This is a genomic window from Inquilinus sp. KBS0705 (genome assembly GCA_005938025.2).
Taxonomy (GTDB): Bacteria; Bacteroidota; Bacteroidia; order Sphingobacteriales; family Sphingobacteriaceae; genus Mucilaginibacter.
Genome location: VCCI02000002.1, coordinates 102,122 through 119,103, shown reverse-complemented (window position 1 = coordinate 119,103; position 16,982 = coordinate 102,122). Strand labels below are relative to the sequence as shown.

The window sequence follows — 16,982 nt, the reverse complement described above, 5'->3', positions numbered from 1 at the left end:
CTCGACAGAAAAGTTTGCGACAAGCGTGTAGAAGATGCCACGCTATCGCTCGCAATGACAGAAACGATAATAAAGACGTAAGTCAATGAAGGTAACGATAGACGGATTTCCTATTGAAGTAGAAGCTGGGACAACTATCCTAAACGCCGCGAGGATGATAGGTGGTGATATTGTTCCGCCTGCTATGTGCTATTACTCTAAGCTGGAAGGTAGTGGCGGTAAATGCCGTACCTGCCTGGTTAAAGTAAGCAAGGGTTCTGAAAAAGACCCTCGCCCTATGCCTAAGTTGGTAGCAAGCTGCCGTACTACAGTAATGGATGGAATGGAAGTGCAAAATATCACTTCGCCTGAGGTTATTGAAGCGCGCAAAGGTGTGGTTGAAATGTTATTGATAAACCACCCGCTGGATTGCCCTGTTTGCGACCAGGCCGGCGAGTGCCATTTACAGGACCTGGGTTACGAGCATGGTGCTGCCAAAACACGTTATGAGTTTGACCGACGCACGTTTGAAAGAATTGATATAGGCGATAAGATACAATTACACATGACGCGCTGCATACTATGCTACCGTTGTGTATTTGTTGCCGACCAGATAACCGACCATCGTATACATGGTATATTAAACCGTGGCGATCATTCAGAGATATCAACCTACATTACCAAAGCCGTTGATAACGACTTTAGCGGTAACGTAATTGATGTATGCCCGGTAGGCGCGTTAACCGACAGGACTTTCCGCTTTAAAAACCGTGTTTGGTTTACCAAGCCGGTTGAAGCGCACCGCGATTGCCATACCGAAGGCTGCGGGGGTAAAGTAACCCTGTGGTATAAAGGCGAAGATGTATTACGTGTAACCGCGCGTAAAGATGAATACGGCGAGGCAGAAGAATTTATTTGCAATACCTGCCGTTTTGATAAAAAGAAAACAAGTGATTGGGTAATAGAAGGTCCGCGGAAAGTTTCGCATAAATCTGTTATCAGCTCAAACCACTACGATACGCTTAAACCACTGCCGGTTGTTAAAACAAACCCGGTATTAATGGAAGCGAATAAAGAACAATTTGAAAGGGAGACACGCCTGTAATGGAATTAGCAGATATAGCCATAAAATTTGGGCTGATAGTAGTCATTTTTGCCATTAGCCTGGTAGTAGCTATGTACTCTACCTATGCCGAACGTAAAATAGCGGCCTTTTTTCAGGATAGGGTTGGCCCTAACCGTGCAGGCCCGTTTGGTATGTTACAGCCGCTGGCCGATGGTGCTAAAATGTTCATGAAGGAAGAGATCATCCCTACCAATGCCACACCATTTTTGTTTATAGTTGGCCCATCGCTGGCTATTTTAACAGCTTGTATAGGTTCGGCAGTTATACCATGGGGGCAAAATATTACCGTGGGCGATAAAGTTATCCCGCTGCAGGTCACTGATATTAACGTAGGTATATTATACATATTCGGCGTGGTATCGTTAGGTGTTTACGGCGTAATGATAGGCGGCTGGGCATCTAACAATAAATACTCGTTATTGGGTGCTATACGCGCGGCATCACAAAACATCAGTTACGAAATTTCGATGGGGCTTTCTATCATCGCCCTGTTAATGGTTACCGGTACCTTAAGCTTAGGCGAAATTGCCCAGCAGCAGCATGGCTGGCACTGGAATGTGCTTTACCAACCTGTTGGCTTTTTATTGTTTTTGATATGCGCCTTTGCCGAAACCAACCGTACACCGTTTGATTTGCCTGAGTGCGAAACCGAATTGGTTGGCGGTTACCATACCGAGTACTCATCCATGAAGTTGGGTTTTTACTTGTTTGCCGAGTACATTAACATGTTTATATCATCGGCAGTAATGGCTACCCTTTATTGGGGCGGTTATAACTACCCGGGTATGGATTGGGTAGCTGCACATGTGGGCCCGGTTGTTGGCCCCTTGATAGGCACAGCCGTAATGTTTGCAAAAGTGTTTGCATTCATATTCTTTTTTATGTGGGTGCGCTGGACTATCCCACGTTTTAGGTACGATCAATTGATGGACCTGGGCTGGAAGGTTTTGATACCATTGGCCATAGCCAACATTGTGATTACCGGAATTTTTATTACTTTTTTTAGTTAAGGAGGGAGTTTAAGTAAATGGAATCGTTAAGTAATAAGAAGAAGCAATTAACTATAAAGCCACTCAATTTTTGGGAGAGGGCTTACTTGCCTGCTATAGTACAGGGCTTAAGCATAACCATGAAGCACTTTTTTAGGAAGCCGGTTACAATTGCTTACCCGGATGAGAAGCGCGAATTTTCGGAAAACTTTAGGGGTATGCACTCGCTAAAGCGTGATGAGAACGGTAAAGAGCGTTGCACCGCTTGCGGCCTTTGCGCTCTATCGTGCCCGGCGGAAGCCATCACCATGACAGCAGCTGAGCGCCAAAAAGGTGAAGAACATTTATACCGCGAGGAGAAATACGCTGCTGTATACGAAATAAACATGCTGCGCTGCATTTTTTGCGGCCTGTGCGAAGAAGCTTGCCCTAAAGAGGCAATATACCTGGATGGTGATATCGTACCGTCGGATTATTTGAGAAAAGATTTTATTTACGGTAAAGACAAATTAGTAGAGGCTCCCTTAAATCAATAACAGAAGTTTTATACCTTTGCCCAGCTATTTTTACAAGGCAAAGGTATATTGTAAAATATAAACATGAGTACATTTTACTTCATCGCGTTTTTATCAATATTTTTTTCGATACTGGTTATCTCTGCAAAAAACCCGGTGCACAGTATATTGTACCTTATACTCACCTTTTTTACTTTCACCATTCACTATATATTGCTTAACGCGCAGTTTTTGGCTATCGTAAACTTTATTGTTTACATGGGTGCCATACTGGTGTTGTTTTTATATACGCTGATGCTGATTAACCTGAATAAAGAATCGGAACCGGTTAAGCCATTTATGGTTAAAATAGCCGCCGTATTTGGTGGCGGTGTTTTAGCGGTAGCGCTGGTATCATCATTAAAACTTATAGGCGCATCAGAACCGGTAGTATTAAAAGACCCGGGATTGGGCCTGGTGAAAAACCTGGGTAAAGTATTATTTAACGAGTTTTTATTGCCTTTTGAGGTGTCGTCGGTATTGCTTTTATCGGCAATGGTTGGTGCGGTGTTATTGGCAACTAAAGATCCAAAAGAACCTAAAGCAACCATCTGATGGAAAGTTTAACCAATACCATTCAAGCGGTACCGCTTAATCATTACATCCTGTTAAGCACTATCATTTTTTCGATAGGTGTAATGGGCGTGTTGTTACGCCGCAACGCCATCGTCATATTCATGTCGGTTGAGCTGATGTTAAATTCTGTTAACCTGTTACTTACTGCATTTTCGGTTTACCGTGGCGATGCGGCAGGGCAGGTTTTTGTGTTTTTTATTATGGCCCTTGCCGCTGCCGAAGTTGCAGTAGGTTTAGCCATTATAGTAATGATATACCGCAACACCAATTCTATCGATATTAACGTATTGAACAGGTTAAAGTGGTAGGATTCCCCCCAGCCCCCTGAAGGGGGAGTTGGAGAGCGCTAACAAAAAAGAAATAAACTTCTATTCCCCCTTCAGGGGGTTAGGGGGTTAAAACGAACAACATAATGAACAATTTGATCTGGCTTATTCCTGTACTACCTTTAGCCGGTTTCGTTATAAACGGACTTGGGCGAAACGCGCTGTCAAAAAACCTGATAGGTGCTATTGGTAGTTTGCTGGTATTGGTATCTTTCGGAATAAGTGTAGCCGCATTTTTTCAAATTAAATCATCAGGTGTTCCTATCAACGTTACCTTATTCGATTGGATAAGCGTAGGCAATTTTAAAATACCTTTTTCTTTCCTGGTAGATCAGTTAAGCTCTATCATGCTATTGATCATAACCGGGGTAGGTTTCCTTATCCATTTATATTCTATCGGCTACATGCACGACGATAAGGGTTTTGGCAAATTCTTCGCTTATTTAAACCTGTTTGTGTTTTTTATGCTGTTGCTGGTAATGGGTAGCAACTATGTTATTATGTTTATTGGTTGGGAAGGTGTTGGTTTATGCTCGTACCTGCTAATAGGCTTTTGGTACACTAACCCAAGCTATGCAGATGCAGCTAAAAAAGCATTTGTGATGAACCGCATAGGCGACCTTGGCTTTTTGTTGGGCATATTCCTTTTAGTAAATACATTTGGCAGCGTTGCTTATGCCGAAATATTCCCCAAAGCATCAGCGGCTGTTTCGGCAGGTGCACCTATCGTATTGATCACCTTATTATTATTTGTAGGTGCGGTTGGTAAATCAGCACAGTTGCCCTTATTTACCTGGTTACCCGATGCTATGGCTGGCCCAACGCCTGTATCAGCATTAATACACGCTGCTACAATGGTTACCGCGGGTATCTATATGATAGCCCGGTCAAACATCCTGTTTACTTTAGCACCAGATACAATGGAAGTAATTGCCATTGTAGGGCTGGCTACAGCTGCCTTCGCGGCATTAATTGCCTTAACACAAACCGATATTAAAAAAGTACTTGCCTATTCAACCGTATCGCAATTAGGTTATATGTTTTTGGGTTTGGGTGTTGGTGCTTACACCGGCGCTTTCTTCCACGTACTAACTCACGCTTTCTTTAAAGCCTTATTATTTTTGGGTGCAGGTTCTGTAATCCATGCCATGGGCGGCGAGCAGGATATGCGCAAAATGGGCGGATTAAAAGGAAACATCAAGGTTACTTTTATTACCATGCTGGTAGGTACAATAGCTATTGCAGGTATCCCTCCGTTCTCGGGTTTCTTTTCAAAAGACGAAATTTTAGCGGCCGCTTTTGCGCATAGCACTACCTTTTATGTAGTGGGTGTAATTACAGCCGGCTTAACCTCTTTCTATATGTTCCGGATGATGTACCTTACCTTTTGGGGTAAGTTTCGCGGAACGCACGAACAAGAGCATCATTTGCACGAGTCGCCTGCAAACATGACTATCCCGCTTATTGTGCTGGCTATATTATCTGCTATTGGCGGGATGATAGGTGTGCCGGCAGTGATGGGTGGCCACCACGAATTAGGCGCTTATTTAGCACCGGTATTTGAGCAATCTACCAAACTATTAGGCGAGCATGAGCTAAGCCGTAATACCGAATGGATATTGATGGGTACATCGGTACTTATCGCCATAGTAGCTATGGGTTATGCTTATAGCAAATATGTAAGCAAAGCACACGTGCCGGTAGCTGACCAGGAGGAACGCCCTGCATTGGCCAACTTATCGTACCATAAGTTTTATATTGATGAGTTGTATGATAAAGTGATACGCAAGCCATTAGATGCCCTATCGGTATTCTTTTACAAAGTGGTTGAGCTTAGCGGTATTGATGGCTTTGTTAACGGATTAGGCAAAAGTTCGATTGAGGCAAGCAAAGGTTTGCGCCTTTTACAAACAGGCAACGTAGGCTTTTACATATTTATGATGGTGGTAGGTATTATTGCCATTTTGGTGTACAGTTTAGTTAGGATATAAGCGATAGCGTTTTAATATATAAAATGACGGTTAGTATATTACTTTTTTTACCGATAGTGGCAGCACTTGTAGTGTTGTTATTTAAGAACGAGGCTGCAAAGCACGTGGCGTTATTTTTTGCCGTAGCCGAGCTGGCCATTGCCATCTTTTTTTTAGCCGGCTTTGTTCCCGATGCATCTGTACAGTACGCAATTGAGCTGCCGTGGATACCTAAACTGGGCGTTTATTTTAACGCCGGTATTGATGGCATTAGCATGGTAATGGTATTGCTTACCACCGTATTGGTACCATTAATTATATTAACAACCTACCAGCATCAGTATAAAAACGCGAATGCCTTTTATGCATTGATATTGTTTATGCAAGCAGGTTTACTTACCGTATTTACCGCTTTAGATGGGTTTTTATTTTACGTGGGCTGGGAAGCAGCACTAATACCTATTTATTTTATATGTGCCTTGTGGGGCGGCGAAAACCGCATCCGTATTACTATTAAGTTTTTCATTTACACCTTTGCCGGCTCGTTGTTTATGCTGTTGGGTATTATTTACCTGTACCTGCAAACGCCAGGTAAGGTTTACGACCTGCATTCGTTTTACGCATTAACCTTAGATGCCAGCCATCAAAACTGGGTGTTTTGGGCATTCTTCCTGGCCTTTGCTATCAAAATGCCGATATTCCCGCTGCATACCTGGCAGCCCGATACCTATACCGAATCACCATCGGCAGGTACAATGATGCTATCAGGTATCATGCTAAAAATGGGTATTTATGGCGTTATCCGCTGGTTAATACCCAATGCGCCGGTTGGCTTTTTACAGTGGCAAAACTTGGTGATCGTATTATCGGTTATTGGAATTGTATATGCCTCGTTAATTGCATTTAACCAAAAAGACGGCAAGCGATTGGTGGCCTACTCGTCAATAGCACACGTTGGCCTTATTGCCGCGGGTATTTTTGCCTGGACCACACAAGGCGTACAAGGCGCCATGATACAGATGCTAAGCCATGGTATCAACGTGGTGGGTATGTTTTTTATATGGGATATTATCAGCCGCCGTTTAAACACAAGGGATATAAGCAGTCTGGGCGGTATTGCCAAAGTTGCGCCTAACTTCTCTATAGCATTTTTAATTATTGTTTTAGGTACAGTTGCCTTGCCATTAACCAATGGTTTTGTAGGCGAGTTTTTGTTACTTAAAGGGGTATTTAACTATAACATTTGGTTTGCAGCGGTTGCAGGCTTAACCATCATATTTGGCGCGGTATACATGCTGCGTATGTACAAAAATGTAATGCAGGGCGAGTTAAACGAACTAACAGCCACATTTACCGATATAGCAGGTTCGGAAAAATTAGTGCTGGGTATTATCTGCGTTTTAATTATAGGCATAGGGGTTTATCCGCAGCCTATACTACATATATCAGAAGCGGCGGTAACCAATTTAGTTGAATCGGTAAGCGCGAAGTTTGTAAATAGTAAGTTTTAAGGTTAAATTCTAAAATCTAATATCTAAACTCTAAAAATTAGAAGTGGATGAAGGAAGGCCATCGGCAAAGAAATATGACCTTGAAGACAGGACATTTGAATTTGCCAATGGCACAAAAGAGTTTTTAAAAAGGATAGATAAGTCGATACATAATATCGAATACTATAAACAGCTAATACGTTCCTCAGGGTCTGTTGCGGCTAATTTGATAGAAGCGAATGAAAGTTTTAGTAGAAACGATTATTCGCATAGAATTAAGATTTGCAGAAAAGAGGCTAAGGAAAGCCTGTTGTGGTTTAAGCTGATAGATATAGCAACACCATTAGAGGCAAACCGGACTGCTTTAATGCAAGAAGCAACTGAGTTGATGCGTATTTTTGGCGCGATACTCGAAAAAATGAAACAAATAAACCGTGAGTTATAAATTCCGGTCGGATCTTAGAATTTGAAGCGTAAGATATACCGCTTAGCATTTTGGGATTTAGAGATTAGAATTTAAGTTTTAAGATTTAGAGATTAGAATTTAGGTTTTAGAGATTAGGATTTAGAATTTAGGTTTTAGAAATTTAAACATGACCACTTTAATCATCATATCTGTTTTGCCTATAGTGCTTTTGTACCTGGGTTTGTATAAAGCTCAAAAAGCATTACTGCCGGTTACTATTGTAGGCCTGTTAGTGGCTTTAGGTGCCGCAATAATGGATTGGACGCCACAAAACAGTGCCCCTGTTATTTATAACGGAATGATGTTGTTCAACAATTATTCGGTTGCTTTTTCTGCGATCAGCATAATATCTACTATACTGATACTGATGCTGTCTAAGGGGTATTTTGAACGTATAAGCAAGAACATTGCAGAGTACTATGCTATCGTATTGTTCTCGTTAGCCGGTATTATTGTAATGGTATCGTACCACAACCTGGTGATGCTGTTTATCGGCATCGAGATAATGTCGGTAAGTTTATACATATTGGCGGGTATACGTAAAAGTGATTTCGCTTCAAACGAAGCGGCGTTAAAGTACTTCCTGATGGGGGCATTCTCAACCGGCTTCCTGTTGTTTGGTATCACCTTAATTTATGGCGCTTCAGGTTCATTTGACCTGGATGCCATACGCGATTATGTAACCGCCCACCCGCATGATATCGACCCGATATTTTATACCGGGATACTTTTGATAATTATAGGTTTATGCTTTAAGGTTGGTGCTGCCCCTTTCCACTTCTGGACACCGGATGTTTACGAAGGTGCACCATCGTTAATAACCGCCTACATGTCAACCGTAGTTAAAGCAGCCGGTTTTGCGGCGTTCCTGCGTTTATTCTCGGCCTGCTTTATACTAATGTCAGATTTTTGGGCACCGGTTTTATTAGTAATAACTATTGTTACATTATTTATCGGCAACATTACCGCCTTATATCAGCAAAGCTTTAAAAGGATGCTGGCATTTTCCAGTATATCACATGCAGGATATTTATTGTTTGCCATAGTAGCTATTGGGGCTGGTTCGGCAAATTCGGTGTTTGTGTATGCTACGGCTTATTCTATAGCTTCTATCATCGCATTTGGCGGCTTGATATTAGTAAGGCAACAAACCGGCAGTGACAACTTTGAAGGCTTTAACGGCCTTGCAAAACGCAACCCTTTCCTGGCGTTTGTATTAACGGTAAGTATGTTGTCATTAGCTGGTATACCGCTTACCGCAGGGTTTATTGGCAAGTTTTACATGTTTTCGGGCGCATTGGCGCAATACAAATATTGGTTGGTTATTATAGCTGTTATAAACGCTATCATTAGTATATTCTATTACTTCCGCGTTATCATTGCCATGTACTTCCGCAGTGCCGAACGTGCCGAGGTTGAAGTACCCGCTTACTACAAATTTGTATTAGGGTTTTCGGCGTTGGTAACCATCGTTATCGGTATCTATCCGGCCTTCATATCGGGCCTTATTTAGTAGATTAGGCAAGCACATTAAAACTAATTTCGCTTTCATTATTTGGCATCGGCGTATCGTCGACCAAAGAAAAATGCTTTGATTTACTTTTTTATGTGGAATAAAATTTTATATTAGTGAGAGCGGGGTAACGAAAAAAATGCAAAAATTCCTGCTGTAATCAACAAAAAAGTGGAATGCTTTACAGCTAATAGTGAAAAGTTTAAAGGCTATATATCCACTAATGCAAGCCAGCCCTGTCAGGATTATTTTTAATAGGCCCCCCTTATTTAATCCATGAGCATTAAAGCTATTTGATTTAATATTTGTAGTTTTACGGATATAGTTAATGGAAAATTTTTGGGAACACCTGCAAAATTTAACGGATGCGCGGTCTATAATAAGTGATGGTGGCTTTGTGCTGCTGCTTATTGTAGTATTTGCCGAAACCGGGCTATTCTTCGGGTTTTTTTTACCGGGAGATTATTTATTGTTTTTGGCAGGGTTGCTAAGCGCAGCCGGTATTATACAGGTTCCTATATATATACTGGTACTCAGCCTGATAGCATCGGGTATTTTGGGCAACTACACGGGCTACTGGTTTGGTTACCGAACGGGGCCTGTGCTATTCAGTAAAAACGATTCATTCTTCTTCAAAAAGCGTTATATAGCCGTTGCCGAAGAGTTTTATGCTAAATATGGTGGCATGGCGCTTATTTTAGGCAGATTTTTCCCCATAGTTAGAACATTTGCTCCTATATTTGCAGGTATTGTTAAAGTAGACCTTAAGAAGTTTACTTTATACAATATAATTGGCAGTGTAGGATGGGTTACCACTTTAACACTTGCCGGTTATTTTTTGGGCCGCAGGTATCCCGAGTTAAAGGATTACCTGCAATACATCATATTAGGATTAATAATAATAACAACAATTCCGCTGGTTATTGCTTACCTCCGAAGAAGGTTTGTAAAATCAAAGGACGAACAAAACAACTAAATATACATGAGCACACAGCATCCCTGGCATCAGGTTTCACCGGGTGATAACATTCCTGAAATAGTAAACGCGATCATCGAGATCCCTAAAGGGTCAAAAGCTAAATATGAAATAGATAAAGAGTCGGGGTTGTTAAAACTCGATCGGGTTTTATTCTCATCGGTAATGTACCCTGCTAACTACGGGTTTATACCACAAACCTATTGCGACGATAAAGATCCCTTGGATATTTTGGTATTGTGTTCTATTGATGTATTCCCGATGTCTATCATTGAGGCGAAGGTTGTTGGCGTGATGCATATGGTTGATAACGGCGAACAAGACGATAAGATAATTGCAGTTGCAAAAAACGATATGTCGGTTAATTATATAAATGATTTGGCCGAATTACCGCCACACACCATGACAGAGATCGTTCGTTTTTTTAAGGATTACAAAAAACTCGAAGACAAAAATGTAACTATCGAGCATCTGTTAGGTGTTAGATACGCACATAAAGTAATTGCCGAAAGTTTGGAGCTATATAAAGCAACTTTCCCCGTTTACCAATAAATAATTGATGGACCCCGGACCCTACGAGATAAACGTATTTTATATTTTCCTAACCATATTTTTGGTTCTGCTTAACGGCTTTTTTGTAGCCGCTGAGTTTGCCATGGTAAGGGTGCGTGGCTCGCAAATAGAGATAAAAGCTAAAGCCGGCAGCGGCGTTGCTAAAGTAGCCCGCGGCATTTTGCATAACCTTGATGGATACCTGGCGGCAACGCAATTGGGTATTACCATAGCATCACTTGGCTTGGGTGTTGTAGGCGAGGGTGTGGTTACTAATATAGTATTAAGTGCTTTTGTAAAAGTAGGCATCCACATTTCTCCGGGTTTTGAAACGGCCAGCCACGTTGTAGCCTTTACAACTATTACTATCCTTCATATTGTATTTGGTGAATTGGCACCAAAATCATTAGCCATACAAAAATCGGTGCGTACTACATTAGCTGTATCGTTACCGCTTAGGTTTTTCTTTGTGGTTTTCAGGCCGTTTATATGGCTGTTAAACGGTTTCGCTAACTTTATTTTAAAGCTTTTCGGTATAACAACTTTAGAAGGCGGCGAGGCACACCATAGTTCCGAAGAATTGCAGTACCTGCTTGAGCAAGGCAAGGAAACCGGCGCGCTCGACTCTAACGAGCACGAGCTTATACAAAATGTGTTTGATTTTAACGAGCGCGTAGTTAAAAACATAATGGTACCCCGCACCAAAATATCGGGTATAGAGGTAAGCACAACCAAAGAGGAGTTGCTGGAGATATTAATAACCGAAGGCTATTCGCGCATGCCGGTTTATGATGAGGTGATTGATAAGATCATTGGTATTGTACATGCTAAAGATATTTTGCCTTTACTTGCCCGTAACGAGTCAATCGTATTAAAAGACATTATACGTAAGCCATATTTTATCCCCGAGACCAAAAAAATAAACGACCTGATGGCCGAACTGCAGCAAAAGCGCATACAAATAGCCATTGTATCAGACGAGTTTGGCGGCACAGCGGGCATGGTTACACTTGAGGATATTGTTGAAGAACTTGTTGGCGAGATACAGGATGAGTTTGATGAAGAAAAGCCAATTGTTGAAAAAATAAACGACCGCGAATTTGTGGTAAATGCGCTTGCCCCAATTTATGACGTGAACGAGCACCTGCCGCATGATTTGCCCGAGGATGGCGATTTTGATACCGTATCTGGCTGGTTAGGCGATATATTCGGGAAAATACCTGATGTAGGTGAGCAAAAAGAATCTAACGGATATAATATTACGGTGCTAAAAAAATCCGATCAAAATATTGAATCTGTAAAGCTGGAGTTGCTGATAAACGAAGAGGACGCTGTAGATTTACATTAGTAATTATACTATGCAGCTTTTTTACACCCCCGATATTGATTCTTCATTATCCCAATACTTTTTAAGCGAAGAAGAAAGCAAGCACGCCGTGCGCGTTTTGCGCCTGGTTAATGGCGATGAAGTAACGTTAATAGATGGAAAAGGCGGCCTTTATAAAGCCGAAATTAAAGATGCTCACCCCAAGCGCACCATACTGCAAATCAACAACGTCATTAACGCATACAACAAGCGCAACCACTATTTACATATTGCTATAGCACCTACAAAAAACCTCGACAGGATCGAGTGGTTTTTAGAAAAAGCGACCGAGATAGGTATCGATGAAATATCGCTTATCATCTGCCAGCGATCTGAACGTAAAGATGCCAAGATAGAGCGGTTGGATAAGATCATCACTTCGGCCATTAAACAGTCCATAAAGGCTTATCATCCGGTTTTAAATCCTGTTACTCCGCTAAACCAATTCTTAAAGAAACCATTTGACGGGCAAAAATTTATAGCTCATTGTGCCGATGGCGAAAAAGTGGATTTGGCACAATCAATACTAAAACAAAGCCGTTATTTAATATTGATAGGCCCCGAAGGCGATTTTACCCCGGCTGAAGTGGATATGGCTTTGCATAACGGTTTTAAACCCATAACTTTAGGTGAAAGCCGTTTGCGGACAGAGACAGCCGGCTTGGAAGCCTGTTTTGAGGTAAACTTTTTAAACCGATGAAGAAAAGCATTTGTATTACCGCTTTTATAACACTGGTGCTTTGCATCAGCAGCTTTACTGCGCCATCATACAAAATGGGCCGGCTTAAATACAATGGCGGCGGCGATTGGTATGGCGACCGTACCGCATTGGTTAACCTGATCAAATTTTGCAATGTCAATTTAAAAACCAACTTTGAGCCCGAAGAAGAGGTGGTAGAGGCGGGCAGCGAGCAATTGTTTAATTATCCTTTTATATTTATGACAGGCCACGGCAATGTGGTATTTAGTGATTTAGAGGCTGCAAATCTGCGTAAATACTTAATTAGCGGGGGCTTTTTGCACATTGATGATAACTACGGCTTTGACAAGTTTATCCGCCCGCAAATGAAGAAGGTATTCCCCGAGCTTGATTTTGTTGAATTGCCCGTAAACTATGCTATATATCATCAAAAGTTTAACTTCCCGGCAGGATTGCCAAAAATACACGAGCATGATGGTAAACGCCCGCAGGGATTTGGGTTGATATATAAAGGCCGCCTGGTGTGCTTTTACACCTATGAGTGCGACTTGGGCAATGGCTGGGAAGATTACGGCACCTATGCAGGCGATACGCAAGAGGCGCGCTTAAAAGCCCTTAGGATGGGCGCAAATATGATACAATATGTGTTTACTAAATAGTAAGAGCGATGTATAAGATAAAGGTTAACAGTACGTACGATTTTGAAGTTGACAGGGCAGCAGCTGCCTTAGTAGTTAATACGGATATTATTGACGCTGATATCAAACAACTAAACAAATTGCTTTATCATATCATCAACAATAATGCTTCATACACCGCCGAGGTAATCAGCTTTGATAAAGAAGCTAAAACGGCCGAGATAAAGGTCAACAACAATATATATACTGTTGCCGCAAAAGATGAATTTGATGTGCTACTGGATAAAATGGGACTGAGTAACTTAAATACTGCCAAAATAAGCGATATAAAAGCACCGATGCCCGGCATGGTATTAAAGGTTTTAGTTGAAGAAGGGGCGGCGGTGAAAAAAGGAGATAACCTGTTTGTATTAGAGGCAATGAAGATGGAAAACATTATCAAATCGCCGGCGAATGTTGTTGTAAAAACAATTAAAATAAAACCCGGTGATAAAGTTGAAAAGGGGCAGATATTAATTCTTTTTTAGCCGAAACAATTGCGACAAACGAACATTTCTTAATAATATTTTAACAAAAGGGATAAATACATATGCCTTTTGTTGGTTTTGTGCTTTTTTATTGTGAAATTACTTCTCAATTAACAAAAGCATCACTTTATGAAGAAAATTTTACTATCGTGCCTGATTCTTTTTGCGTGCGTTACACTCGCGTTTAGCCAAAACGTAGTGATAACCGGAAAAGTAACAGATCAGAAGGACGGTTCCGCATTGCCGGGGGTAAGCGTTACTGTTAAAGGAAGTCCAACCATTGGCACACAAACCGATATCTCTGGTAATTACAGGCTTTCGGTACCTTCGGGCGCTACTACGCTTGTATTTAAATTTGTTGGCTATAAAGATGTTGATTTACCTATTAGCGGCAATGTTATTAATGCCCAATTAGGTACAGACTCTAAAGTACTTAATGAAGTAGTTGTAGTAGGCTACGGTACGCAAAAAAGACAAAATATTACCGGGGCCATTTCGCGGGTTACTTCAAAAGAGATTGAGGGCACACCGGTTACTTCAATTGAGCAAGCTATTCAGGGTCGCTCAGCCGGGGTGGTTGTTCAGGCAAATAATGGTAAACTGGGCCAGGGTATTAAAATAAACGTTCGTGGCCAGGCATCTATTTCTGCCGGCACCCAACCTTTGGTTGTATTGGATGGAATTATATTAAACCAGGCCGATATTTCAGGTATATCCGCTTCAAGCGATCCTTTGGCCGATATCAACTTTAATGATATAGAATCTGTTGATGTGCTAAAAGATGCTGCGGCATCGGCCATATATGGTGCCAGGGCCTCAAATGGGGTAATATTACTTACGTCAAAAAAAGGGAAAGCCGGACAGTCGCATATTAACTTTTCATCGCAGTGGGGGACAAATAAACCATCAAGGCATATGCAGTTTCTTAATTCAACACAATATGTGCAAATTTTAAGGCGCGCTGCTATTGGTGCAGGCAAGTTGGATTTTGCAAACCAAGACCCGACTAACCCTGATTATGCCACGGTTGATGCTGCAATTGCTGATGAGCAAGATTTTGTTGAAAGCAGACTTACCAGGTATGCAGCAGGTAATACCGATTATACGGCAGTTAACACTAATTGGGAAAACTTGGCCTATCAAAAAGCTCCGCAACAGCAGTACGATCTAAATATAACGGGGGGTAACGATAAAACCACTTATTATATTGGCGGCCAATACCTCAACCAAAAAGGTATTTTGGTGGCAAACGCCCTAAAAAGATACTCGGGCCGTTTAAATTTAACAAGCAAGGTATTCAGCACACTTGAAGTAGGCATGAATCTTAACTTTACCAGTAATTTAAACAATCGCTTATCATCCGATAACCAGTTTTCTACACCAATGCAAATTGTGGCTTTATCGCCTATAACTCCGCTTATAGATCCACGCAGCGGGCTGTTAAGCGGTAGTTTGCCTGGGGCAGCAAGTAACTTCCCTGTTTATTATAACCCATTGTTAAATGTGGCCAATTCCTATTATAACACAACTATATATAGAACGTTGGGCAATATTTTTGCAAACTGGCAGATCGTAAAAAAACTAAGTTTCCGTTCGGAATTTGGTGTAGACCAAACTAACCAAAATGAAGACAGCTACTACGGTAGGTTAACCTTCAGAAATACCGGGCAGGAAAATGGATCTGGTGAGAATACCAACAACAGCATTATTCATTATACGGTGAATAATTATGTTACCTATAAAAATGTATTTGCAAGCGACCATGCTTTAGACATTACCGGTGGTATGAGTTATGAGTACAGCCATTTTGTGGGTAATGATATACAAGGACAGCAGTTCCCATCTGATGCATATAAACAAATTGAATCTGCCGCAGTAAAATCAGGTGGTACATCAACTCAAAACGAGTACAGTTTTGTTTCGTATTTTGGAAGAGCTAATTACGCGTATAAAAGTAAGTATCTTTTATCTGTAAGTGCCAGAACGGATGCATCATCAAGGTTTGGTGCAAACAACAGGTATGGTTTTTTCCCGGCTGCTTCAGCAGGATGGATACTTTCGCAAGAGGATTTTCTTAAAAATTCCAACACCCTAAGTAATTTAAAACTTAAAACAAGCTATGGTTTAACAGGAAATGCCGAAATTGGTAACTATGCTGCTTTAGGTTTATTTTCTGGTGATGCCGGATATAACGGAACAGCAGGACAGCGATATTATCAAATTGGTAACCCAAATTTAAAGTGGGAAACCACCGCACAATTTGACGCTGGTGTTGAATTTGGCTTTTTTAACAACCGCTTCACAGGTGAATTTGATTATTATCGTAAAAACACCCGCGATTTGCTGTTGAACGTAAATATACCGGGTACTTTAGGGATATCTACACAAACACAAAACTTAGGAAAGTTATATAATCAGGGGTTAGAACTTACCCTGTCGGCCGATGTGTTTGTTGGGAAATTTAGATGGACAACCAGTATTAATGGGGCATACAATAAAAACGTAGTCACTTACGTAAACGGACAGATTTTAGGAACCAACGATTTGAACCGGGTTATTGAAGGCCAGCCAATTGGGGTATTTTATGGCCGCGAATATGCGGGAGTTGACCCGGCTAATGGCGACGCATTGTATTATGTAAATACAAAGGACGCTAACGGCAATTTAGACAGAAATAAAACTGCTGATTATAACGTTGCACAAAACGTAGTATTGGGTAACCCTACACCAAAGTACACCGGGGGCTTTACCAACAGTTTCGCATACGGAGGGTTTGATCTATCGGTAACCTTACAAGGTGCCGCAGGCAATAAAATATTTGCAGGTGGTGGCCAGTACATGAGCGCAAGCGCAAGTAATGGTTTTGATAATCAAACGGTAGATCAAATGAAATACTGGGATAAACCGGGAGATATAACAGATGTACCTGAACCAAGGCTATTTTATGCCAACGGAACCAATGCATCAAGCCGTTATTTATCAAGTGGCTCATACCTAAGGTGTAAAACAGTAATGTTTGGATACAACATCCCGCAAAGTATATTGTCTAAAATTAAGGTTGCAAAAGCAAGGGTGTTTATGAACGCATATAACTTGTTCCTGGTTACTAAATATAAGGGATGGGACCCCGAGGTTAATGCCGATTACCAGGCTACAAACATAAACCTTGGTGTTGATTTTTATTCGGCACCACAACCTCGTACCATTACTTTTGGAGTAAATATTGGATTATAA

Annotated in this window: 16 protein-coding genes; all 16 read left to right on the top strand. The window is 41.3% G+C overall.

Features of this window, described 5'->3' with window-relative positions:
• The first annotated feature begins 85 nt into the window (after window positions 1-85).
• The 16 genes from FFF34_011810 (at window position 86) to FFF34_011735 (ending at window position 16,982) form a co-directional block, all read left to right on the top strand.
• Complete coding sequence (locus FFF34_011810) at window positions 86-1,084, top strand: 2Fe-2S iron-sulfur cluster binding domain-containing protein (GenBank protein TSD64589.1); 999 nt, start codon at window positions 86-88, stop codon at window positions 1,082-1,084.
• On the top strand, window positions 1,084-2,115 hold the full coding sequence (gene nuoH / locus FFF34_011805; protein ID TSD64588.1) for an NADH-quinone oxidoreductase subunit NuoH: 1,032 nt from the start codon (window positions 1,084-1,086) through the stop codon (window positions 2,113-2,115). Before FFF34_011810 ends, nuoH begins: the two co-directional genes overlap by 1 nt.
• A gap of 17 nt (window positions 2,116-2,132) precedes the next feature.
• Window positions 2,133-2,630 (top strand): NADH-quinone oxidoreductase subunit I, encoded by a 498-nt coding sequence (locus FFF34_011800; protein ID TSD64587.1) that lies wholly within the window; start codon window positions 2,133-2,135, stop codon window positions 2,628-2,630.
• A gap of 63 nt (window positions 2,631-2,693) precedes the next feature.
• Entirely contained in the window at window positions 2,694-3,203 is a 510-nt protein-coding gene (locus FFF34_011795) for an NADH-quinone oxidoreductase subunit J (GenBank protein TSD64586.1), read from the top strand.
• The gene (nuoK, locus tag FFF34_011790; protein TSD64585.1) at window positions 3,203-3,532 is read left to right on the top strand and encodes an NADH-quinone oxidoreductase subunit NuoK; all 330 of its coding nucleotides are present in this window, start codon (window positions 3,203-3,205) and stop codon (window positions 3,530-3,532) included. Before FFF34_011795 ends, nuoK begins: the two co-directional genes overlap by 1 nt.
• Window positions 3,533-3,636: 104 nt before the next feature.
• Window positions 3,637-5,541 (top strand): NADH-quinone oxidoreductase subunit L, encoded by a 1,905-nt coding sequence (nuoL, locus tag FFF34_011785; protein TSD64584.1) that lies wholly within the window; start codon window positions 3,637-3,639, stop codon window positions 5,539-5,541.
• A 23-nt stretch (window positions 5,542-5,564) separates the two neighbouring features.
• Complete coding sequence (locus tag FFF34_011780; GenBank protein ID TSD64583.1) at window positions 5,565-7,031, top strand: NADH-quinone oxidoreductase subunit M; 1,467 nt, start codon at window positions 5,565-5,567, stop codon at window positions 7,029-7,031.
• A gap of 43 nt (window positions 7,032-7,074) precedes the next feature.
• Entirely contained in the window at window positions 7,075-7,455 is a 381-nt protein-coding gene (locus FFF34_011775; GenBank protein ID TSD64582.1) for a four helix bundle protein, read from the top strand.
• A gap of 148 nt (window positions 7,456-7,603) precedes the next feature.
• Window positions 7,604-8,989 (top strand): NADH-quinone oxidoreductase subunit N, encoded by a 1,386-nt coding sequence (locus FFF34_011770; protein ID TSD64581.1) that lies wholly within the window; start codon window positions 7,604-7,606, stop codon window positions 8,987-8,989.
• Window positions 8,990-9,317: 328 nt separating this feature from the next.
• Entirely contained in the window at window positions 9,318-9,965 is a 648-nt protein-coding gene (locus tag FFF34_011765; protein ID TSD64580.1) for a DedA family protein, read from the top strand.
• 6 nt (window positions 9,966-9,971) lie between these two features.
• Entirely contained in the window at window positions 9,972-10,517 is a 546-nt protein-coding gene (locus FFF34_011760) for an inorganic diphosphatase (GenBank protein TSD64579.1), read from the top strand.
• A gap of 7 nt (window positions 10,518-10,524) precedes the next feature.
• Complete coding sequence (locus FFF34_011755) at window positions 10,525-11,865, top strand: HlyC/CorC family transporter (GenBank protein ID TSD64578.1); 1,341 nt, start codon at window positions 10,525-10,527, stop codon at window positions 11,863-11,865.
• 10 nt (window positions 11,866-11,875) lie between these two features.
• Window positions 11,876-12,583 (top strand): 16S rRNA (uracil(1498)-N(3))-methyltransferase, encoded by a 708-nt coding sequence (locus FFF34_011750; GenBank protein ID TSD64577.1) that lies wholly within the window; start codon window positions 11,876-11,878, stop codon window positions 12,581-12,583.
• A complete protein-coding gene (locus FFF34_011745; GenBank protein ID TSD64576.1) occupies window positions 12,580-13,242 on the top strand; it encodes a DUF4159 domain-containing protein in 663 nt (220 codons plus the stop codon). Before FFF34_011750 ends, FFF34_011745 begins: the two co-directional genes overlap by 4 nt.
• 8 nt (window positions 13,243-13,250) lie before the next feature.
• Window positions 13,251-13,748: an acetyl-CoA carboxylase biotin carboxyl carrier protein subunit gene (locus tag FFF34_011740; GenBank protein ID TSD64575.1), complete on the top strand. Its 498-nt coding sequence runs from the start codon at window positions 13,251-13,253 to the stop codon at window positions 13,746-13,748.
• 129 nt (window positions 13,749-13,877) lie between these two features.
• The gene (locus tag FFF34_011735; protein ID TSD64574.1) at window positions 13,878-16,982 is read left to right on the top strand and encodes a TonB-dependent receptor; all 3,105 of its coding nucleotides are present in this window, start codon (window positions 13,878-13,880) and stop codon (window positions 16,980-16,982) included.